The following is a 20,024-nucleotide window of genomic DNA, read 5'->3' on the forward strand; positions in this document are numbered from 1 at the left end:
CCGGCTCCCCCCGGGCCCGGGGGGCGGGGCCCCCCCCCCCCCCGGGGGGGCCCCCCCCCGGCCCCCCCCCCCCCCGCGGGGGGGGGGGCCCCGCTGCCGGTTCGAAGCCGGATCGGGGAGAACCGGCTATCCGGCGTCCGTGTCCTCGAGCGCGGCGAGCACGGCCGGTACCGGGATGCGCCCGGAGGCGACCATCTGGGCACCGCCCCGGCGCAGGGCGGTGGCGAAGGGCGCCGCCCACACGTTCTCGTAGACCAGGATTCCGGCGGAGTTGCCGGGCTCCAGGGCCCGCCCGGCTTCCTCGATGTCGTCCTCGCCCAGCAGGCCGGAGGACACGCCCTCGAAGACGGCGAGGTCGAGCGCCCCGTCTCCGTCGAAATCCGCGATCTCCATGCCGACCACGGATCCGTCCTTGTCCTTTCTCACGAACAAGAGGTCGAGGATCCGAATGACGCCGCGGTCCACCAGATCCACCAGGATCGGAAATCCCTCGCCGGTCATTCGGTTGCCGGGAAACTCCACGACCACATAGTCGATCGGTCCCATCTCGACGAATTCATCTTCGCTCACGGCTTCACCCCTGCATGGTCATGGTGGTCCCCCTGCCCCTCGTCCATGCCATTGCAGCATCGGACGCAAGCCGCCGCATTTCGGGTTTTCAGGGGGTCAGGGGGTCAGGCGGTCAGCTGGTAGATGCTCTTGCCCACCAGCCACAGCCCGAGGAACAGCACCAGCGACACCAGCGCCTGGTCCTGGTGTCCCTCCAGCCACGTACGCAGTTTCCCCAGCCGGGCGTGCGCCGATCGCGGCGCGAACGTCGCGTAGAGCTCCATCGTCAGGATGCTGGAAGTGGCGAGCAGGACGTAGCCCATCAGTGCCGCGTACGACGACGCGTGCGAGAGGTCGGCTTCCACGACGGTGGCGGCGCCGGCCGCGACCATCCCCCACGGCTGGAGCAGCAGCGCCAGCCCGGCCGCCGACCAGGTCGAGATCCGTTCGATCCGCGACATGAAGCCGGAGGACCTCTGCCGCTTGCCGAGGTTGCGGCGGGTGCGCTCCGCGTAGAGGACGAGTCCGACGCCGATGGCGAGCTTGGCGGCCAGCGCGGCCGTGGACGGCGCGGACTTCGCGGCCGGTGGCTGCCCGCCGGTCATGAGCAGCACCGCGGCGATGATGCCGACGAAGGTGGCCAGCCAGGTGAGGATGAAGACGAGGCCCTTCCAGATCCCGTTCCGCGACGACAGCACCAGCACGAATCCGGTGACCGGCAGCGGGTCCAGGGCGATCACCAGACCGATGAGGAGCAGGTCAAGGACCATCGCCGCCTCCGCGTGGTCTCGCGCGGCTCGCGGCCGCGGCATCGCGCATGCCTTCATCGTCACCTCCCCCGCCCGCGTCCACAAATCCGCGCATCCGCCCTGGTCGTCGCGGCTCGCGGCGCACTCCCGTACGGCCCAACGGCACTCGCGCCGGGCGCCCGGCGAGCGCGCCGGGCTGCACCCTGGTGGCTCGGTCACCCTCGACGGGGTGCGCGGCCAAGACCCGGCACGGGGAGCGGAATGCACGCAGGCGAAGGACCCGGCCCGGACGGCGGCGGCCGGGGCCGCAGCCGCCTGCGCGAGCGGTCGGCAGCGCTGCGGGCCCGGCTGCTGGGGCTGCGCTCCGGCGCCGAGACGCGCTTCCCGGTGATCACCCGCCTCTCCTCCCATCTCATCGCGGTGAACCTGCTGGACTCCGCGACCCGGCTCGCCGCCCAGGCCTTCCTGACCGCCGTCCCGCTGCTCTTCGTGGTCGCCTCCTTCGCCCCTCAGTCGGTACGCAAGGAGATCGTCGACTCCGTGCACGACATCCTCGGCATCACCGGCTCCGCCGACGAGCAGCTGAAGAAGGTGTACGGCGCCGACTCCGCGGGCCTGCGGCAGAGCACCGGGGCGGTGAGCCTCCTGATGGTGCTGCTCTCCGCCACCGCGTGCAGCCGGGCGATGCAGCGGCTCTGTCAGCGCGCCTGGCTGCTGCCGGCCGCGAGCGCGCGGATCGCCGTCTGGCGCTGGTTCGTGTGGATCGTGACCCTGCTGGCCGTCATCGCCCTGCAGGGACCGCTGCGGACCGGCTTCGGCGTGGGGTCCTGGCTGGGCTTCCCCCTGCTCCTCGTCACCGAGATCGGCGTGTGGTGGTGGACCCAGCACCTGCTGCTCGCGGGGCGCGTCCCGTGGCTTCCGCTGCTGCCCGGCGCGATCGTGACCGGGGTGGCCCTGACCGTGCTGTCGGTGATCGCCAAGGTGTACGTGCCCAACGCCCTCAACCACAGCCTGGAACGCTACGGATCACTGGGCGCGGTCTTCACCGTGCTGTCCTGGCTGATCGGACTGTGCGTCGTCATCTCCGTGGGCATCACCGCCGGTGCCGTCATCGCGCGGGAGTCCGCCGTGGTCCGCCGCCTGGGCTCGCCCGATTAGCTCAACTCGCCGGACATATCGCCCAGAGCTACCTTGGTGATCGGGCCGGATGCCCTCGTCTTCCGGCAGGGCCGGATGCCCTCCTCCACCGGCAGGCCAGGACCACGATCCAAGGGCGGTGGCCGGCATGACCGACTCACGTCACTACGACGTCATCGTTATCGGGACCGGCGCGGGCGGCGGGACCATCGCCCACCGGCTGGCTCCCACCGGCAAACGGATTCTCCTCCTCGAACGCGGCGGCTATCTCCCCCGCGAACGCGACAACTGGGACTCCACCGCGGTGTTCGTCAAGGGCAAGTACCGGGCTCCGGAGTTCTGGTACGACCGGCACGGCGAGCAGTTCCCGCCCGAGGTCAACTACTACGTGGGCGGCAACACCAAGTTCTACGGCGCCGCGCTCTTCCGGCTGCGTCCGGAGGACTTCGGCGAGCTCCGCCACCACGGCGGAGTCTCCCCCGCGTGGCCGCTCGGCTACGCGGACCTGGAGCCGTACTACACCCAGGCCGAACACCTCTACCTCGTGCACGGCCGTCACGGCGAGGACCCGACCGAGGGGCCGGCAAGCGCCCAGTACGCCTGTCCGCCGGTCCAGCACGAGCCGCGCATCCAGCAGCTCAGCGACGACCTGGAGAAGCGCGGGCTGCACCCCTTCCACCTCCCGATCGGGGTGAACCTCACCCAGGACGACCGGGGCCGGGCCACGCACACCAGCGCCTGCATCCGCTGCGACCGCGTCGACGGCTTTCCCTGCCTGGTCGGCGCGAAGTCCGACGCGCAGGTCATCTGCGTCGACCCGGCCCTCGAACACCCCAACGTGGAGATGGTCACCCACGCGAACGTACGACGGCTCGACACCGACCCCACGGGCCGCAGCGTCACCTCCGTCGTCGCGACGGTGGGAGAAGACGCCGGAGGCGCGGACGGGGGCGGCGACGATGCGGCGGGCGGCTCGACCGTCGAGTTCAGCGCGGACATCGTGATCGTCGCCTGCGGTGCCGTCAACTCGGCCGCGCTGCTGCTGCGTTCTGCGAACGACCGCCATCCGCGGGGCCTGGCCAACAGCTCGGACGTGGTGGGCCGCCACTACATGCGGCACAACAACCTTGCCCTGATGGCCATATCCGAGGAACCGAACGACACCAAGTTCCAGAAGACGCTCGCGCTGCACGACTGGTACCTGGGGTCCGACGACTGGGACTACCCGCTCGGCGGCATCCAGATGCTCGGCAAGTCCGACTCCGAGCAGATCCACGGCGAGGCGCCCCGCTGGGCGGGAGCCGTCGCTCCCGACATGCCGTTCGAGGTACTCGCCCACCACGCCGTCGACTTCTGGCTGTGCGGCGAGGACCTGCCCACCGCCGACAACCGCGTCACCCTGGACGGGGACGGCGCCATCCACCTCGCCCTCGACGAGAAGAACAACATCGCCGGGCTCCAGCGCCTGCGTCACGAACTGCAGCGCATGCTCGGCCACTTGGGGATGCGCGAACACCATCTCCTGTCGCACAGCATCTATCTGCACAAGGGCATGCCCATCGGCGCGACGGCACACCAGGCGGGAACGGTCCGCTTCGGCCACGACCCCGCCGATTCGGCTCTCGACATCAACTGCAGGGCCCACGACCTCGACAACCTCTACGTCGTCGACACGAGCTTCTTCCCGAGCATCGGCGCGGTGAACCCCTCACTGACCGCCATCGCCAACGCACTCCGTGTCGGGGACCACATCGCGGAGCGTCTGCAATGACCCCCAAGCACCCGGCCGACAGCCACCCCCCGCACCACACCCCGGCGCAGCGAGCCGCGCTCGGCAAGGCCGCCCGCTCCGCCGTACCCCGCTCCAGCCACGCCGACTTCGTCCCCTCGTCGAAGCGGACCGATCCGGTGGACGTCGTGGAGGGGCAGTCGGCGACCCGGGTGCCCGAACTCGTGCCGATCCGCTACGGCAGGATGACCGAGTCGCCCTTCCGCTTCTACCGCGGGGCCGCCGCCATCATGGCCGGGGACCTCGCCGACACCCCCCGGTCCGGGATCAGGGTCCAACTGTGCGGTGACGCCCACCTGTTGAACTTCCGGCTGCTGGCCTCGCCCGAGCGCCGCATGATGTTCGACATCAACGACTTCGACGAGACCCTGCCCGGCCCCTGGGAGTGGGACGTCAAGCGGCTGTCCGCCAGCTTCGTCATCGCGGGCCGGGCGAACGGCTTCGGCAGCAAGGAGCGCGCCGACATCGTCCGGGCGACCGTACGGTCGTACCGCGAGTGGATGAGACGCTTCGCCGGTCTCGGCAATCTCCCCGTGTGGTACACGCACTTCGACGAGGACTGGGTACGGACCCATATCGCCGGGGAGTTGAGCGCGCGGGGCCGCGAGCGCTGGTCGAGGACGACGGCCAAGGCGCGTACCAGGGACAGCCTCCAGGCCTTCGCCAAGCTCACCCACCTGGTCGACGGCAAGGCTCGCATCGCCCCGGATCCGCCGCTCATCACGCCGCTGCAGGACCTGCTTCCCGACGTCGAACGCGGCGCGCTGGAGAAGCAGATCCGCCGGCTGATCGAACGCTACGGACGCAGCCTGAACTCGGACCGGCGGTTCCTGCTGGAGCAGTACGAGATCGCCGACGTGGCCCGCAAAGTGGTCGGGGTCGGCAGTGTGGGCACCCGCTGCTGGATCATCCTCCTGCTCGGCCGCGACGACTCCGATCCGCTGCTCCTCCAGGCCAAGGAGGCCGACCAGTCGGTGCTGGCGCCGTTCGCCGGCGCCAGCGAGTTCCGGACGCAGGGCGAGCGCGTGGTCGCCGGCCAGCGGCTCATGCAGGCCACCAGCGACATCTTCCTGGGCTGGGAGCGGGCCGACGGCATCGACGGCCGCCGACGGGACTTCTACGTACGGCAGTTGCGGGACTGGAAGGGGATCGCCGAACCCGAGGCCATGGTGCCGTCCGGCATGCGTGCCTTCGGTGAACTGTGCGGTGCCACGCTGGCCCGCGCCCACGCGAGGTCGGGCGACCGGATCGCCATCGCCTCCTATCTGGGCGGGGGTGATGTCTTCGACCGGGCTCTCGTCCCGTTCGCCGAGAGCTACGCCGACCAGAACGAGAAGGACCACCGGGCACTCGTCGACGCGGTCCGCTCAGGACGCGTCAAGGCCGAAGCGGCCTGACGAGCCTGCCGAGCCGGACAAGGAGACCAGCATGGATCGCTATCCGCCCATCGCCGACCACGGCCTGGTCGGGGACCTGCAGACCGCGGCCCTGGTGTCGTCCCAGGGAGTCGTCAACTGGTTCCCCGCTCCACGCTTCGACTCCCCCAGCGTCTTCGCCTCACTGCTGGACCACGACGGCGGCGGCTACTTCCGCCTCGCGCCCGACCACCCCGAGGGAACCTGGCGGCAGCTCTACTACCCGGACACGGCGGTCCTGGTCACCCGTTTCATGTCCCCGGACGGCGTGGGCGAGATCATCGACTTCATGCCGGTCCTGCCGGGCCCGACCCCGACCGACCGGCACAGCCTGGTGCGCATCGTCCGCTCGGTCCGCGGCACCGTGCACTTCGGTCTCGAGTGCCGTCCGCGGTTCGACTACGCGCGGGCGAGCCACGAACTCGACCTGGCCCCCGGCACGGCGACGTTCCGTTCCCCCGGGGCGGTCGCCTATCTCCAGGGCAACATCCCGTTCGAACGCGACGGCCAGGACGTGCGCGGCGGCATCACCCTGGACAACGGCGAGTCGGCGGGCGTGGTGTTCACGGTGTGCGGGCCGGACGGCGAAGCGCCGCCGCTGCCCACGGTCGACACGGTCACCGAGGGCCTCTGGAGCAATGTCGACTTCTGGCAGAAATGGGTGCGCACCTCGAACTACCGGGGCCGCTGGACGGAGATGGTGCACCGCTCCGCGATCACCCTCAAGCTCCTCACCTACGCCCCGACCGGCGCGCCGGTCGCCGCCCCCACCATGGGGCTGCCCGAGCAGGTCGGTGGTGAGCGCAACTGGGACTACCGGTACACCTGGGTGCGGGACGGCTCGCTGTCGGTGCGGGCGCTGCTCGACCTCGGCTTCATGGAGGAGGCGCACCAGTTCACCCGCTGGATCGGTGACCGTCTGGAGGCGCGCGAAGGACCGGACGACGAAGTCCTCCAGATCATGTACCGGGTCGACGGCGACCCGCATCTGACGGAGGAGATCCTGGAACACTTCGAGGGCTACCGCGGCTCGTCCCCGGTACGCGTCGGCAACGCGGCCTCCGACCAGTTGCAGCTCGACATCTACGGCGAGGCGCTCTACGCCCTGGCCGAGGGCCGCGCGGTCGGTGAGCGGGCCGGCTACCACGGCTGGAAGGGGCTGGCCGGCATCCTCGACTGGCTCTCCGACAACTGGGACCGCCCCGACGAGGGCATCTGGGAGACCCGCGGCGGGCGCAAGGACTTCACCTACAGCCGGGTGATGTGCTGGGCCGCGTTCGACCGGGGCCTGAAGCTGGCCGCCGAGTTCAGCAGACCGGCCGACACCGTCCGCTGGACCACGGCCCGGGACGCGATCTTCGAACAGGTGATGGCGCGCGGCTGGAGCGACAAGCAGCAGGCGATGGTCCAGCACTACGACGGCGACGTGCTGGACGCGTCCCTGTTGCTGGCTCCTCGCGTCGGCTTCGTCTCCCCGCGCAGCCCCGGCTGGCTGAGCACCCTGGACGCCATGGACCGGGTCCTCGTCTCCGACAGCCTCGTCTACCGCTACGACCCCGAGGCCTCGCCGGACGGACTGCGTGGCTCCGAGGGGACGTTCAGTCTCTGCACGTTCCTGTACGTCGACGCGCTCGCCCGGGCGGGACGGCTCCCCCAGGCCCGCTACACCTTCGAGAAGATGCAGACGTACGCCAACCATGTCGGCCTGTTCGCCGAGGAGATCGGCCCCAGCGGGGAGCAACTGGGCAACTTCCCGCAGGCCTTCACCCATCTCTCCCTCATCATGGCCGCGACGACGCTGGACGAGGCACTCGACCGGCTGCGTCCCTGAAGGGCGGGATGTCCGGGCCCTGCGGCAGCAGTTCCACGGTCACGAAGGACACCACGGCGGCGAGCACGATCACCGGCACCGTTCCCGAGTTGCCCACCAGGAGCACGACCAGCACGACACCGCTCACCGGCAGCCGGAGCGCGGCGGCGGAGGCGGCGGCCATACCCGCCGCCATGGCCGGCACGACGCCGAACCCCGGGAGCGGCGCGAGCAGGGCTCCCATCGCGCCGCCGAGGAACAGCGCGGGGAACACCGGACCACCGCGCAGGCTGCCCAGGCACAGTGCGTACGCGATGGCCTTGAACACCAGTACCGCCACCAGGCTGCCGACCGACCACGCGTGCGGGTCGGCGGCGAGTTGCGCCAGGGTGGTCTGGCCGGACAGCGCCACCTCGGCCGGCGAGCGCCCGGTCAGGGCCGCGTAGAGCGCCGCGCAGCCGCCCGCGCCGAGTGCGCAGAGCACCGTGGTCCGCAACGTGTGCGCGGAGACGGAACGGGCCGCGTACCGGCCGCCCACGATCACCCAGTGGATACCGACCCCGATGACGAAGGCCATGAGCACCGACCAGAACACGTCCCCGGCGTCGAGGGTCGCGGGCGCCGGCAGCCCGATCCTGAGGCTCCCGGTCTGCAGTCCGGTCCAGTCGCCGAAGCCGGTGAACACGATGGCGCCGACTCCGCTGGCGAGCAGGGCGGGAAGCATCACCGCGAACAGTTGCGGCCCGCCCACCCCGGCGACTTCCATCAGCAGCACGGCGGCGACCAGGGGGCTGCCGAAGATCGCCGAGATGGCCGCGGCGGCGCCCGCGGCACCGAGCAGCGCCGTGCTCGCCTGCGTCGCGGGAGCGCGTACGAGGTCCCTGAACAGCAGCGCCAGACCGCCGCCCAGCGCGATCAGGGGCGACTCGGGCCCGAGCACGGCTCCCAGCGGAAGGCTGGCCAGGGCGGCGAGGGCGACACCCGGCAGCGCGGATTTAGACACCCCGCCGGCGTGCAGGCCCGAGGCCGGGATGTGTCCGCCCCGGCCCGGAATCCACAGCACGATCAGGGAAACGATCAGGCCCGCCACGAGCATCGGCGGAAGCGGCCACCACCACGGCGGATCCGACCACCCGAGATCGTGCGGCCACTGCGCCCACATCAGATGTTCCAGTTGGTGGAGGAGCACCAGGAACCAGAACGCGGCCAGCGACACGGGGACACCGATCAGAGCGCAGAACACCAGCGCCCGCCGGTACCCCGGCTGCATCAGCATGTCCCTCAGCCGCGCGGCCTCCGTGGGCTGGTCGCCCGGAACGGACTCGGCCCCGGTGGACTCGCCACCCGGAACGGGCTCGGCCTCCTCGGACCTCGGCTCGGTGATCGGTCTTCTCCTACGTCCGCTCGGAGGGGTTCTGCGGGGGATCGCGCTGTCGAGCGCGAGCGTACCCACGACACCGGCCGCACCCGCGCCGCCCGCGCGCCGGGCCCCGAAAACCCTCCGGGTGGACGCGCCTCCCCCTCCCGCACGGGCGGGCGCGGACCTCCCGCCCAGGCGCCCCGCTTATCCGTTCGCCCGAACCGGACAGGCGCCCTACCCTCACCCCATGACCAAGCCCCTCGTCGCGCTCCTCAGTGGCGCAGGCATCTCGACCGATTCCGGAATCCCTGACTATCGCGGCCCCAACGGCCTGTGGCGGAAGGACCCCGAGGCCGAGAAGCTCGTCACGTACGAGTACTACATGGGCGATCCGGAGATCCGGCGACGGGCGTGGCTGATGCGGCGCGAGAACGGTGCGCTCCAAGCCGAGCCGAACACCGCGCACCGGGCGGTGGCCGAGCTGGAGCGCTCCGGCGTTCCGGTACGCGTGATCACGCAGAACGTCGACGGACTCCACCAGCTCGCCGGCATGCCCGCCCGCAAGGTGCTCGAACTGCACGGCACCGCGCGGACCGTGGTGTGCACCGAATGCCACGCGCGCGGGCCCATGGAGGACGCCCTCGCCCGGGTCGACGCCGGCGAGGACGACCCGGACTGTCAGAAGTGCGGCGGCATCCTCAAACCGGCGACCGTGATGTTCGGCGAACGCCTCGACCCCGTCGTCCTCGGTCAGGCCGCCGCCATCGCCAAGGCCTGCCAGGTGTTCATCGCGGTCGGCAGCAGCCTTCAGGTCCAGCCCGCCGCCGGTCTCGCCGGCGTCGCCGCCGACCACGGAGCCCGGCTGATCATCGTCAACGCCGAACCGACCCCGTACGACGACCGGGCCGACGAGGTCATCCGCGAACCGATCGGCACCGCGCTGCCGGCACTGCTGCGCGGGCTGCGTACCCAAGGGGACTGAAACGCGCGGTCACCCGGGCGGCGCCCCCGGGTCGGACCTGGGGTCGCCCGCGTTGCCCGTGTCAGTGGACGGACTTGGCCACTCGGGTGAGCAGGGCAGCCGACTGCTCCGGGGCGAGGGCGTGGTCGAACACGAGCTCGCCGGTCATGCCGGGGAAGAAGCGGCCGGCGCTCCAGCTCCGCCGGTACGGGGGTGGGTCGATGACCACGAGCCGGACGCCGTCCACGACCGGGATGTCCGCCGGTGTGCCCTCGTTCCAGATCCATTCGCCGTCGGCGCCGACCAGGTTGAAGGATCCGGTGGTCGGCACCATCCCGGCCCGGTCGCGGCAGCGGGCGACCGCTTCGGCCGACGGCGCCTCGCCCTTCACCAGGCCCCGGCCGATCAGGGCGTCGGCGAGGAGCGTGTGCAGTTGGAAGTTGTCGCCGATGCCGGAGGCACGCAGCGCGTAGCCCGCGCCGGTGGCGCGGTCGAGCGCGACGAGCGGCTCGTCGTCGAGGACGGCGAGGGCGTACGCGAGACACCTGAACGGATCTCTGGACAGGTCCGCGACCCGGGCGACGGCGGCGCGCAGCCCCTCGCGGCCGGGCACCTCACGGCGTACCCGCGGCGAGTTGAGCATGGCCACACAGGCCGGCTCGAACTGCGGAAGCGCCTGCCAGGCCATGACAGGCTCGAAGCCGATCCGCTCGAAGTCGGCCTCCTCCATGCCCTCTCCCTCGTGACCGGGCAGCTTGCCGCGGCCGTCGGCCGCCCACCGCTCGCAGAAGACGGCAGCCTGCTCGAAGGCGTCCAGCGCGCCCGCGAAGACGGCGGGCGCGCAGGCCACCGGGTCGGCGCCCCGCTCGACGCACGCCCCGGTCAGCACGGCCACCCTCGCTCGCGGACCGGGCGGCACCTCACCGAGCAGGGCGGCGAGCCGGGGCCCCGCTGCCCGGAGTTCGGAGTCCGTGGCCTTGCCGAAACCACGCGTCAGCCGCGCGAGGGCATCCTCCGCCGCGTCCCCGTCCTGGGCCTGTACAGCCGCTTCGAACCTCTCCACAGCGGCCGCGAGCCGCCCACGCCCGAATATCATCCGCGCACCCTAGCCGACACCTCGGACACCCCCGGAGCCGTCTCCTTGAGAAGGCCGCAGGGGCGCGGGCGCGCCGAGCCGGGTCAGAAGAGGGCTGATCCGCTCTCGAAGTCCAGGAGTTGCCGTTTGCGGTCCAGGCCGCCGCCGTAGCCGGTGAGGCTGCCGCTCGCGCCGATCACACGGTGGCAGGGCACGATGATGCCGATCGGGTTCTTGCCGTTGGCGAGGCCGACCGCCCGGGAGGCGCCCATGTTGCCGAGGGCTTCCGCGAGTTCGCCGTAGGAGCGGGTCTCGCCGTAGGGGATCTGCCGCAACTGGTCCCACACGCTGCACTGGAAGGGCGTCCCGAACATGCGCAGTTCGACGGTGAACTCCTTCAACTCGCCCTCGAAATAGGCGTGCAGTTGCTCCGCCACCTCGTCGAAGAGCGTGTCGTCGCGTTCGCCGAAGCTCTCCTCCGGCGGGCGGTGACGCTGCCCGACCATGTGCAGGCCGCACAGGACACCGTCGTCGTCGGCGACGAGCGTCAGCGGGTCGTAGGGGCTGTCGATGACCGTGTGCCGTTTCACTGGGCGTCCTTGATGCGTGAGGTGCGTGGAGTGCGTGATGTGCGTGGAGCGTGCGTGCCTGGAGTCGGCTTCGTGGTGCGTGCGGGGTTCGGGGTGCCGGCCTGTGAGGGGAGGAAGTTGATCGGGTGGGTGTCCGTCGCCCACAGGTACTGGACCGCGTAGGCCCTCCAGGGGCGCCAGGCCGCGGCACGGGCCGTCAGGGCCGCGGGGGTGGACGGGAGCCCCAACTCCCGTGCCGCGCGCCGGATTCCGAGGTCGGTGGGGAGGAAGGCGTCCGGGTCACCGAGGGCGCGCATCGCGATCACGTCTGCGGTCCAGGGGCCGAAGCCGGGGAGCGCGAGGAGCCTGGCCCTGGCCTGTGCCCAGTCGTTCTCCACTCCCAAGTGCAGTGTTCCTTCGGCGAGTTGGCTCACCAAGGTGGTGAAGGTGGTGCGTCGGGTGCAGGGCATCGCAAGCGACTCGGGGTCGAGTGCGGCGAGCGCCTCCGGCGAGGGGAAGAGGTGGGTGAGGCCTCCTTCCGGGTCGTCCACCGGATCGCCGTGCGCGGTGACCAGGCGCGCGGCGTGGGTCCGCGCGGCGGCCGTGGAGACCTGCTGCCCCAGTACGGCCCGTACGGCGAACTCGGCCTCGTCGACCGTGCGCGGTACCCGGCGGCCGGGGGCCTTGTCGACCAGCGGCGCCAGCAGCGGATCCGTCCGCAGCTGGCCGTCGACCGCCACCGGATCGGCGTCCAGGTCCAGCAGACGGCGGCAACGGCTGATCGCGACGGACAGGTCGCGCAGGTCGCTGAGGGTCAGGCGGCACGCGATGTGGTCCGGCATCGGTGTCAGTCCGGCGATCCCGTGCCCGTACGGCAGCCGCAGGGTCCGCCGGTACGCCCCGTCGCGCCACTCCTCCACGCCGGGTACTGCGGTCGCCGCGAGGTGTCCGAAGAGGTTGTCGGGGTTGAGCGGGGCGCGGAAGGGGAGCCGGAGGTTCAGGACGCCGGGCGTGCCCGGGGTTCCCGCGGTGGCTCCGGCCCGGTTCCTGGGCAGGCGGGCGCGCAGCTCGCTCGGGGACAGCGCGAAGACCTCGCGGACGGTGTCGTTGAAGGTGCGGATGGAGGAGAAGCCTGCGGCGAAGGCGATCTCGGCCATCGGGAGCGGTGTCGTCTCGATGAGCAGCCGGGCCGTCTGGGCACGCTGGGCACGGGCCAGCGCCAGGGGCCCGGCGCCCAGCTCGGCCAGGAGCTGCCGCTCGATCTGGCGGGTGCTGTAGCCGAGCCGGGTGGCCAGACCCGGCACGCCATCGCGGTCGACGACACCGTCGCCGATCAGCCGCATCGCGCGGGCCACCAGGTCGGCGCGGTGATTCCATTCCGGTGAGCCGGGACTGGTGTCCGGGCGGCACCGCTTGCAGGCCCGGAATCCGGCCTGCTGACAGGCGGCCGCACTCGGGTAGAAGGTCATGTTCTGCGGCTTCGGCGGCACGACCGGGCAGCTCGGCCGGCAGTAGATCCTCGTCGTCGTCACCGCCGTGAAGAACCATCCGTCGAAGCGGGCGTCCTTCGACTGGACGGCACGCACGCAGCGCTCCGTGTCCGTGTGCATCCCGTTCTGCATGCCTCAAGCATCGGACACCCCGGAGGGCTGGGCTGGCGAGAATCCGACATCTACCTTGCCCGGCCTGCGACCGGCCCGCGCCCCCTTCTCCGTCCTGTCGCGCACGCGCCCCGGAGCCGCCGATCCGCTCTCGCGCACGCGATCCCGAACCGTCGCCCGACCCGCCCGATCCACCAGACCCGGCCCCGCCCGACCCGGCTCGACGCTCGGCGGACCGGTACCGGGCGATCGGCGCCGGAGCTCGTCGGCGGGCCGGGGACACCGCCCGCATCCGACGAAACAGATCCGGCGAACCGCGCGCCGGACCGCTTGCCGAACCGACACCCGCACCGCCGAACCCGTCAGCGGACCTCCTCGCCCTGCGCGACCTCCACCTCGTGGTGGAAGGCGAGGACACCCGCCCCCGACGCACCGGCCGAGACGGCGGCGCAGGCGGCGAGGAGGAGGGCGATCCAGGCGGCGGCGCGGGGGCGGTGCCGCGGGGTGGAGAGGAGGGCCGCGACCCGCTGGGGAACGGGACCCGTCGTGGCCGCGGGGGCGAAGTCGGGACGGTCGGAACGGGCGTCGCCGACGGCCAGGGCCGCGCGGGCGATGGCCCGGGCGATCAGCCTGCGGTCCCCCACGGCGACGGCGGCGGCCTCGTCCGCGGCGCGCTCGGCCGAGAGCGCGACGGTCGCGCGGACCGGACGCAGGCCCGGGTGGCAGTGGGCCGCGAGTTCGGCCACGACGAGGAAGCGGTGGTGGCCGCCGGCGTTGTGGGCCCGCTCATGGGCGAAGAGAGCCTCGCGCTCGTCGGCTCCGAGGCTGCGCAGCATCGCCGTCGTGACGACGATGCGATGTGGCCGGCCCGGGAGCGCGTAGGCGTCGGGGTGCGGCGATTCGATGACGCACAGGTCGCCCGCGGCGGGACGGCGGTCGGCCTGGCTGCGCGCGGAGCGGAAGGCGCGCAACTGGCGCAGGGCCGATCGGACGACGGTCCAGGCGCCGAGGGTGAGGGCGCCGGTCGCGGCGGCGGCCGCGGGCAGGACGACGTAGTCCGAGGCCGTGTGCAGGGGGTGGACGAGGTTGCCGAGGCCCGCGAGCAGGGGCAGCTTCAGCAGCCCGGTCAGGACCAGCGCGCCCAGTGAGGCCACCGAGGCGACGGCCAGCACTACGAGCGCGAGGGTCACCGCCCACAGCGCGGCCACCGGGGCGAGCCGGTCCAGGCAGCGGCGGGCCAGCGGCCCCAGGGCGAAGGGGACAAGCAGGGGGATCAGCAGCAGCAGGATCATCCCTCACCCGGTTCCGGACGTGCGTCGAGACCGGGCTCCAGCAGATCCCGCAGGAGCCGCTCGTCGTCGGGGCTCAGCTGGGCGACGAAGCGGGCCAGGGCCGTCCCCCGGTCGTCGTCCCGGTCGAGTTCGCTGTGCATGCGACGCGCGGTGAGGCCGTGCGGATCCTGGACCGGGAAGTACGCGTAACCTCGGCCCAGCCGCTCGCGGCCGACGATGCCCTTCTCGTGCAGCCGGGAGAGAATCGTCGTCACCGTCGTGCGGGCCAGACCGGAGTCCAGCTCGCGTTGCACGCGGCCGGGCGTGAGCGGCACACCGGCGGCCCAGAGAGCCGCCATCACACTGGCCTCCAGCTCGCCCGCCGGTCGGCGCTCGTCCTTGTCACTGCTCATGGGAACGATCCTCACCCCGCCATCGTCTACAGTTCAGTAGACCGTCTACAGAATTGTAGTCAGTCGGGTACGAGTATCGACCGTGCCCGCCCGTCCCAGTATGAGAGGGCCCGCGACGATGGCCGCATCTTTGTTCACAGCGTCACACCTCGCCGTGAATATTCTCAGCGCCCAGTCCCTGCTCGCCGCCTTCGGCGTACTGGGGGTGGGCATGGTGATGTTCGCGGAGACCGGCCTGTTGATCGGCTTCTTCCTGCCCGGGGACTCACTGCTGTTCACCGCGGGCCTGCTGTGCACCGGATCGGGGCACAACGGTCCGAAGCTGTCGCTCCCCCCGCTGCTTGTCGCCGCGGCCGTGGGCGCGCTGATCGGCGCGCAGACCGGGTACCTGATCGGGCGGAAGGCCGGCGGCGCGATGCTCGCCCGCACGTCCTCCCCCCGCCTGCAGTCGGGCGCGCAGCGCGCCGAGGAGCTGCTGGAGCGGTACGGCTACGCCAAGGCGATCGTCCTGGCCCGCTTCGTCCCGGTCGTGCGTACGGTGCTGAACCCGATGGCGGGCGCCCTGCGCGTGCCCGTGCGGACCTTCACCGTGTGGCAGGTGGTCGGCGGCCTCGTGTGGAGCATCGGCCTGACACTCGCCGGGTACGCGCTGGGATCGTCGATCCCGAACGTCGACCGCTATCTGCTCCCGATCATCGCGGTCATCGTCCTCGTGTCCCTGGCCCCGCTCGCCGCTGAGCTGTACCGCTCCCGCCGAGAGGCGGCGGCGAGCAAGGAGGTCCAGGGATGATCCTGGCTTTCGACGGCTCCTCGATCGACGGCTCCGCCTACCGGTACGTCGCCGATCTCGCTCAGGACTCCCCCTCGTGGCTCGACAGCGTGGTGTCGGTGTGGTCGACGTACGGGCTCGGCCTGTTCGCCGTACTGATGCTGCTCGGCTGGTGGCGGGCGCGGCGCGAGAGCCCGCGGGCCGCGCTGGCCGCGCTCGCCGTGCCGGTCGTCGTGGTCGTGGCGTACGTGGTGGATCTGGGCCTGAAACTGCTGGTGCGCGAGGACCGGCCCTGCCAGAGCCTGCACGTGGCGACGCTGGAGGCGTGCCCGGCGCCCGGTGACTGGTCGTTCCCCAGCAATCACGCGGCGATCGCGGCCGCGGCGGCCGTCGCGCTGTTCTTCGTCTCGCGGAGCCTCGGCGGCATCGCCGTCGTGGCCGCGGGCGCCATGGCCGCTTCCCGGGTCTGGGTCGGGGTGCACTATCCGCACGACGTCGCGGTCGGTGTCCTCGTCGGCGCGCTGGTCGCGATGGCGATGACGGCCGGCCTGCGCAGGCTGCCCGACGTGTCGGGGCACCCGCTGGCCGCCTCTCGGCTCGGAGCCCTGCTCATCGCGCCCGGGCTCGCGAAGAGCGGGTGAGCGGGTGAGCACGCGCCGGCGGATCCTGGTCGTCGAGGACGACCACGCGTTGCGTGACGTCCTGCGGCGCGGGCTGCGGGACGAGGGCTTCGACACCGTGCCGGCCCAGGACGGCGCGACCGCTCTGCGGCTCGCCGGGGACGACATCGACGCGGCCGTCCTCGACGTCGGCCTGCCCGACGCCGACGGACGGGACGTGTGCCAGGCGATCCGGGCCAACGGCTTCCCGTCCCCCGTGATCTTCCTGACCGCCCACCACCACCTCACCGACCGGCTGGCCGGCTTCTCGGCCGGCGGCGACGACTATCTGCCCAAGCCGTTCCATCTGACGGAGCTGGCGGCCCGGCTGCGGGCGGCCCTCAAGCGCGCCGGACCGGGTCCGTCCGGCACGACCGGTGACCTGGTGCTGGACCCGGTCGCGCACAGCCTGACCGTGCGGGGTTGTCGCGTCGGCCTGACTCCCACGGAGTTCCGTCTGCTGGCGGCGCTGATGGCGGCGTCCGGGGGAATCGTCAGCCGGAGGGAGCTGATCCGGGCCGGCTGGCCGGAGGGCGCTCAGGTCAGTGACAACACGCTCGACCAGTATCTGACCCGGCTGCGGCGCAAGCTGCGGGACGGCGGCAGCGAGCTGACGGTCACGACCGCGCGCGGTATCGGTCACCGGCTGTCATGAAACGCGCTCCTTCACCCGCCCGGCCGGCCGGCGCGGCGGGTTTCACGACCGGAGGCGCGCGCCCGCCCATGAGAACGTTCGCCTCCCGTTGGCGGCCGCACACCCTGCGGGGCCGGCTCTCGCTGGTCGCGCTGACCACCGCGACCCTCCTGATGGTGATCCTCACGGTGGCGTTCAACACGGTCGTACGACAGCACCTCCAGCACCAGGCGGACGACGAGCTGCGTACCCGGGGCACCGCCGTCGCCGCGACCGTCGACACCAGCGGCGCCCGCGTGCGCGTCCTGGAGACGCCGGGCGAGGAGCTCCTCGACGCGAACGTGTGGATCTACGCGGGCGACCGCCTCCTGGAGAAGCCGCCCTCGGCCACCGCCGTCGGCCCGCTCACCCGCGCGGCCGACGCACTCGCCGGGCGGGGCGGGACCCACTGCGTCACCGCCCGCGCCCACGGCCCGGTCCGGCTGTGCGCGCGACCGGTACCGGGCACCGGCACCGGCGCGACCGTCGTCACCGCCCTGGACCTGTCCCCGTACCGCAGTTCGGCCGACACCCTGCTCTTCGCGTCGCTCGCCCTCGACGCGGCCATGCTCGCCTGCACGTACGCGCTGACACGCCTCGCGGTGGGGCGCGCCCTGCGTCCCGTGCGCACGATGACCGACCAGGCCACCCGGTGGAGCGCCGTGGCCTCCGAGGAACGCTTCGGGAGCATCGCCCGGCCCGTCGAACTCGCCCAGCTGGGCGGGTCGCTGGACGCGCTCCTCGACCGCATCCGGGCCCTGCTCCGGCACGAGCGGCAGCTCACCCAGGAGCTGTCGCACGAGCTGCGCAATCCCCTCGCCCGGATCATCGCCGAGCTCGACTGGTGGCAGTCCCGGCCGCGCTCCGCCGAGGAGACCCGGACCACGCAGGAGGCCATAGCGGACGCCGCCCGGTCCATGCGCACGATCTGCGACACGCTGCTCGACGACGCCCGTGACGGCGCGTCCGCCGCGCCGGGCACCAGTGAGGTCGGGCCCGTACTGCGCCGGCTCGCGGACCGTGCCGTCTCGGCGCGGCCGGCGGTGGAGATCGTCGTCACCGGCCCGCAGGCGGGCCTCGTGGCCGGGGTGCCGGACGCCCTGCTGGAGCGCATCGTCAGCCCCCTGCTCGACAACGCGCTGCGGCACGCCTCCGCCCGGATCGAGCTGCGGGCCGACAGAGGGCCCGGTGGCGTCCGGGTGGAGGTCACGGACGACGGGCCCGGCGTACCCGCGTCGTTCACGCCGCAGCTCTTCCAGCCGGGTCGGCGCGCCGATCCCGGGGACGGACACGGCGGAGCGGGCCTCGGTCTGCCGCTCGCGCGACGCCTGGCCCGCTCCGCCGGAGGCGAGGTGCTCCACGAGGAGGCGGGCACCGCGGGCGCGACGTTCGTGGTCGGCCTTCCGTCGGGCTGAGGGGCACGGTGCCGGGGCCGCCTCGGGCCCGGTCGTCCCGGAGACCGGCCGGCCTCCGGGACGACCGGCCGAGGTGCGTGCGGCAACACACGCGGTCGGACGGTGAGGCGCGGTCGGACGTGAATCGGCCGACGGGCGTGCTGGCAGGCCGATTGAGCCCCGGCCCCCGGACACCGGGCCACCTCCCGGGCGAACCGGCCGGGGTCCGGCACACTTCCCGCACGCCCGTCGTAGACCGAGCCGCCCACCGCGTCGACGGGCCGGGTCCGGCGAGCTTGCGGCCCGGTCCCCTCGGACACCGGGCCACCCCGGGCGAACCGGCCGGAGTCCGGCACACTTCCCGCACGCCCGTCGCAAACCGAGCCACCCACCGCGCAGACGGGCCGGGTCCAGCGAGCTTGCGGCTGCCCCCTCGGACACCGGGCCACCTCCCGGGCGAACCGGCCGGGGTCCGGCTCGCTTCCGGCACGCCCGTCGCAGACCGAGCCGCCCACCGCGCAGACAGGCCGGGTCCAGCGAGCTTGCGGCTGCCCCCTCGGACACCGGGCCACCTCCCGGGCGAACCGGCCGGAGTCCGGCACACTTCCCGCACGCCCGTCGCAGACCGAGCCACCCACCGCGCAGACGGGCCGGGTCCGGCGAGCTTGCGGCTGCCCGGGCCACCTCCCGGGCGAACGGCCCGGGACCGGCACACTTCCGCCCCGGTCCCTCGGGCATCGGGCCACCTCCCGGGGATCCGGCCCGAGACCGGCACGCTTGCGAGCCCTCGGGCGTCTGGCCACCTCTCGGCTGAACCGGCCGCGAACCAACCCGTCTCCGCCGTGAAAACGGCCGGAGGCGGGCCCGTCTCCGGAAGGAAGTCTCCGGAAGCGGGCCTGCCTCACCAGTGGACCGTGCGGGGTCAGCTCGCCTGAAGGGCGGGCTCCTCGACGGTCGCGACGTCGCGGCGGGTGATCGAGAGGTAGACGACCAGACCGAGGATGACCGCCAGGAACAGCACGCTGGTGACGACGGTGCCGAAGCCCAGGCCGCCGTCGCCGGTCGGCTGCGAGAGGTAGTCGCCGATCGACGCGCCCAGCGGGCGGGTCAGGATGTACGCGATCCAGAAGCTCAGCACGGCGTTCAGGCCGAGCGCGAAGTGCGCGACGGCCACCGCGGCGATCGCGAGACCGAACAGCACGGCGGAGACCCAGTACCCGAGGGCCATCTTCTCGGCGACCATGTCACCGGCCGCGGTACCGAGCGCGAAGGTGAACAGCACGGCGAGCCAGTAGTAGGCCTCGCGGGAGAGCGTGTCGACGCTGTGGATGGACAGCGTCCCCTCCCGGCGGTACCAGACGAAGAAGGTGACGGCCAGGGCGACCGCGAACACGGCGGTGCTGGTCTCCAGCGGCACGCCCAGGTTGTCGGTGAGGTTGTCGCTGATCAGCGTCCCCACGACGCTGATGAGCGCCACGGCGAGCCAGTACACGCCCGCCCGGTAGGTCTTCGTACGGAACTGGACCACCAGGACGACGGCCAGCAGCCCGCTCATGAGCAGCGAGACACCGGTCAGGCCCATGCCCAGCTTCTCGTTCAGGAGGTCGGCCGCGGTCTCGCCGACCGTCGTGCACAGCACCTTGATGATCCAGAAGTACGCGGTGACTTCGGGCACCTTGTTCCAGCGCAGGCTCGGCCCGGCGGAGCGCGGGGCACCGGTGCGGCCGTACGCCTCAGGAGTCCCGGAGGTCTCTGTTGTCTCGTAGGTCATGAGGCCCGAGGGTGTCAGCGGGAGCCTGAACGCATCCTGACTGGCGTACGCCCCCGTGC

The 20,024-nt window shown here is 72.3% G+C and carries 18 protein-coding genes; 9 read left to right on the plus strand and 9 right to left on the minus strand.

Going from position 1 to position 20,024, the window contains the following annotated elements; genetic code table 11:
* Positions 1-126: 126 nt before the first annotated feature.
* Both ACIQRL_RS13520 and ACIQRL_RS13525 read right to left on the minus strand, forming a co-directional pair.
* The gene (locus tag ACIQRL_RS13520; RefSeq protein ID WP_401331736.1) at positions 127-546 is read right to left on the minus strand and encodes a DUF6325 family protein; all 420 of its coding nucleotides are present in this window, start codon (positions 544-546) and stop codon (positions 127-129) included.
* Positions 547-674: 128 nt separating this feature from the next.
* The gene (locus tag ACIQRL_RS13525; protein WP_401331054.1) at positions 675-1,319 is read right to left on the minus strand and encodes a GAP family protein; all 645 of its coding nucleotides are present in this window, start codon (positions 1,317-1,319) and stop codon (positions 675-677) included.
* A gap of 240 nt (positions 1,320-1,559) precedes the next feature.
* On the opposite strand from ACIQRL_RS13525, the gene ACIQRL_RS13530 reads away from it, so the two are divergent.
* From ACIQRL_RS13530 to ACIQRL_RS13545, 4 genes are all read left to right on the plus strand, one after another.
* The gene (locus tag ACIQRL_RS13530; protein ID WP_401331056.1) at positions 1,560-2,456 is read left to right on the plus strand and encodes a YhjD/YihY/BrkB family envelope integrity protein; all 897 of its coding nucleotides are present in this window, start codon (positions 1,560-1,562) and stop codon (positions 2,454-2,456) included.
* Between the two features lie 127 nt (positions 2,457-2,583).
* Positions 2,584-4,206: a GMC oxidoreductase gene (locus ACIQRL_RS13535; protein WP_401331058.1), complete on the plus strand. Its 1,623-nt coding sequence runs from the start codon at positions 2,584-2,586 to the stop codon at positions 4,204-4,206.
* Positions 4,203-5,621 carry a DUF2252 domain-containing protein gene (locus ACIQRL_RS13540; protein ID WP_401331060.1) on the plus strand — a complete coding sequence of 473 codons (1,419 nt, stop codon included), beginning with the start codon at positions 4,203-4,205 and terminating at the stop codon, positions 5,619-5,621. The genes ACIQRL_RS13535 and ACIQRL_RS13540 overlap by 4 nt, the downstream gene beginning before the upstream one ends.
* Positions 5,622-5,652: 31 nt before the next feature.
* Entirely contained in the window at positions 5,653-7,470 is a 1,818-nt protein-coding gene (locus tag ACIQRL_RS13545) for a glycoside hydrolase family 15 protein (protein ID WP_401331062.1), read from the plus strand.
* Here ACIQRL_RS13545 and ACIQRL_RS13550 read toward each other — a convergent pair.
* Positions 7,421-8,725, minus strand: a complete 1,305-nt coding sequence (locus tag ACIQRL_RS13550) for a chloride channel protein (protein ID WP_401331737.1) — start codon at positions 8,723-8,725, stop codon at positions 7,421-7,423. The two genes, ACIQRL_RS13545 and ACIQRL_RS13550, sit on opposite strands and share 50 nt — an antisense overlap.
* A 331-nt stretch (positions 8,726-9,056) precedes the next feature.
* Here ACIQRL_RS13550 and ACIQRL_RS13555 point away from each other — a divergent pair, with 331 nt between their 5' ends.
* Complete coding sequence (locus ACIQRL_RS13555) at positions 9,057-9,791, plus strand: SIR2 family NAD-dependent protein deacylase (protein WP_401331064.1); 735 nt, start codon at positions 9,057-9,059, stop codon at positions 9,789-9,791.
* A 61-nt stretch (positions 9,792-9,852) separates the two neighbouring features.
* Here ACIQRL_RS13555 and ACIQRL_RS13560 read toward each other — a convergent pair whose 3' ends face one another.
* The 5 genes from ACIQRL_RS13560 to ACIQRL_RS13580 all read right to left on the minus strand — a co-directional run bounded on the left by ACIQRL_RS13560 (position 9,853) and on the right by ACIQRL_RS13580 (position 14,699).
* A complete protein-coding gene (locus tag ACIQRL_RS13560) occupies positions 9,853-10,866 on the minus strand; it encodes a hypothetical protein (protein WP_401331066.1) in 1,014 nt (337 codons plus the stop codon).
* 83 nt (positions 10,867-10,949) lie between these two features.
* Positions 10,950-11,435: a methylated-DNA--[protein]-cysteine S-methyltransferase gene (locus tag ACIQRL_RS13565; protein ID WP_401331068.1), complete on the minus strand. Its 486-nt coding sequence runs from the start codon at positions 11,433-11,435 to the stop codon at positions 10,950-10,952.
* Positions 11,432-13,024: an AlkA N-terminal domain-containing protein gene (locus tag ACIQRL_RS13570; protein ID WP_401331738.1), complete on the minus strand. Its 1,593-nt coding sequence runs from the start codon at positions 13,022-13,024 to the stop codon at positions 11,432-11,434. Before ACIQRL_RS13570 ends, ACIQRL_RS13565 begins: the two co-directional genes overlap by 4 nt.
* A 353-nt stretch (positions 13,025-13,377) precedes the next feature.
* Positions 13,378-14,307 (minus strand): M48 family metalloprotease, encoded by a 930-nt coding sequence (locus ACIQRL_RS13575; protein WP_401331070.1) that lies wholly within the window; start codon positions 14,305-14,307, stop codon positions 13,378-13,380.
* Positions 14,304-14,699 carry a BlaI/MecI/CopY family transcriptional regulator gene (locus ACIQRL_RS13580; protein ID WP_401331071.1) on the minus strand — a complete coding sequence of 132 codons (396 nt, stop codon included), beginning with the start codon at positions 14,697-14,699 and terminating at the stop codon, positions 14,304-14,306. The genes ACIQRL_RS13575 and ACIQRL_RS13580 overlap by 4 nt, the downstream gene beginning before the upstream one ends.
* 100 nt (positions 14,700-14,799) lie before the next feature.
* Here ACIQRL_RS13580 and ACIQRL_RS13585 point away from each other — a divergent pair, with 100 nt between their 5' ends.
* The 4 genes from ACIQRL_RS13585 (at position 14,800) to ACIQRL_RS13600 (ending at position 18,215) form a co-directional block, all read left to right on the plus strand.
* The gene (locus ACIQRL_RS13585; protein WP_401331073.1) at positions 14,800-15,489 is read left to right on the plus strand and encodes a DedA family protein; all 690 of its coding nucleotides are present in this window, start codon (positions 14,800-14,802) and stop codon (positions 15,487-15,489) included.
* Positions 15,486-16,109, plus strand: a complete 624-nt coding sequence (locus ACIQRL_RS13590) for a phosphatase PAP2 family protein (protein ID WP_401331075.1) — start codon at positions 15,486-15,488, stop codon at positions 16,107-16,109. Before ACIQRL_RS13585 ends, ACIQRL_RS13590 begins: the two co-directional genes overlap by 4 nt.
* 4 nt (positions 16,110-16,113) lie before the next feature.
* Positions 16,114-16,782 (plus strand): response regulator transcription factor, encoded by a 669-nt coding sequence (locus tag ACIQRL_RS13595; protein WP_401331077.1) that lies wholly within the window; start codon positions 16,114-16,116, stop codon positions 16,780-16,782.
* A 68-nt stretch (positions 16,783-16,850) separates the two neighbouring features.
* The gene (locus tag ACIQRL_RS13600; RefSeq protein ID WP_401331079.1) at positions 16,851-18,215 is read left to right on the plus strand and encodes a sensor histidine kinase; all 1,365 of its coding nucleotides are present in this window, start codon (positions 16,851-16,853) and stop codon (positions 18,213-18,215) included.
* 901 nt (positions 18,216-19,116) lie between these two features.
* Here ACIQRL_RS13600 and ACIQRL_RS13605 read toward each other — a convergent pair.
* A complete protein-coding gene (locus tag ACIQRL_RS13605) occupies positions 19,117-19,965 on the minus strand; it encodes a hypothetical protein (RefSeq protein ID WP_401331081.1) in 849 nt (282 codons plus the stop codon).
* Positions 19,966-20,024: the final 59 nt, after the last annotated feature.

It is taken from the genome of Streptomyces sp. NPDC091209 (assembly GCF_044757755.1).
Taxonomy (GTDB): domain Bacteria; phylum Actinomycetota; class Actinomycetes; order Streptomycetales; family Streptomycetaceae; genus Streptomyces.

Coding starts and splice junctions, on each gene's coding strand:
- ACIQRL_RS13600 (WP_401331079.1), top strand. CDS start 16,851: ATGAGAACGTTCGCCTCCCGTTGGCGGCCGCACACCCTGCGGGGCCGG.
- ACIQRL_RS13535 (WP_401331058.1), top strand. CDS start 2,584: ATGACCGACTCACGTCACTACGACGTCATCGTTATCGGGACCGGCGCG.
- ACIQRL_RS13550 (WP_401331737.1), bottom strand. CDS start 8,725: ATGCTGATGCAGCCGGGGTACCGGCGGGCGCTGGTGTTCTGCGCTCTG.
- ACIQRL_RS13520 (WP_401331736.1), bottom strand. CDS start 546: ATGGGACCGATCGACTATGTGGTCGTGGAGTTTCCCGGCAACCGAATG.
- ACIQRL_RS13555 (WP_401331064.1), top strand. CDS start 9,057: ATGACCAAGCCCCTCGTCGCGCTCCTCAGTGGCGCAGGCATCTCGACC.
- ACIQRL_RS13585 (WP_401331073.1), top strand. CDS start 14,800: ATGAGAGGGCCCGCGACGATGGCCGCATCTTTGTTCACAGCGTCACAC.
- ACIQRL_RS13605 (WP_401331081.1), bottom strand. CDS start 19,965: ATGACCTACGAGACAACAGAGACCTCCGGGACTCCTGAGGCGTACGGC.
- ACIQRL_RS13590 (WP_401331075.1), top strand. CDS start 15,486: ATGATCCTGGCTTTCGACGGCTCCTCGATCGACGGCTCCGCCTACCGG.
- ACIQRL_RS13575 (WP_401331070.1), bottom strand. CDS start 14,307: ATGATCCTGCTGCTGCTGATCCCCCTGCTTGTCCCCTTCGCCCTGGGG.
- ACIQRL_RS13540 (WP_401331060.1), top strand. CDS start 4,203: ATGACCCCCAAGCACCCGGCCGACAGCCACCCCCCGCACCACACCCCG.
- ACIQRL_RS13545 (WP_401331062.1), top strand. CDS start 5,653: ATGGATCGCTATCCGCCCATCGCCGACCACGGCCTGGTCGGGGACCTG.
- ACIQRL_RS13570 (WP_401331738.1), bottom strand. CDS start 13,024: ATGCACACGGACACGGAGCGCTGCGTGCGTGCCGTCCAGTCGAAGGAC.
- ACIQRL_RS13560 (WP_401331066.1), bottom strand. CDS start 10,866: ATGATATTCGGGCGTGGGCGGCTCGCGGCCGCTGTGGAGAGGTTCGAA.
- ACIQRL_RS13530 (WP_401331056.1), top strand. CDS start 1,560: ATGCACGCAGGCGAAGGACCCGGCCCGGACGGCGGCGGCCGGGGCCGC.
- ACIQRL_RS13580 (WP_401331071.1), bottom strand. CDS start 14,699: ATGAGCAGTGACAAGGACGAGCGCCGACCGGCGGGCGAGCTGGAGGCC.
- ACIQRL_RS13525 (WP_401331054.1), bottom strand. CDS start 1,319: ATGGTCCTTGACCTGCTCCTCATCGGTCTGGTGATCGCCCTGGACCCG.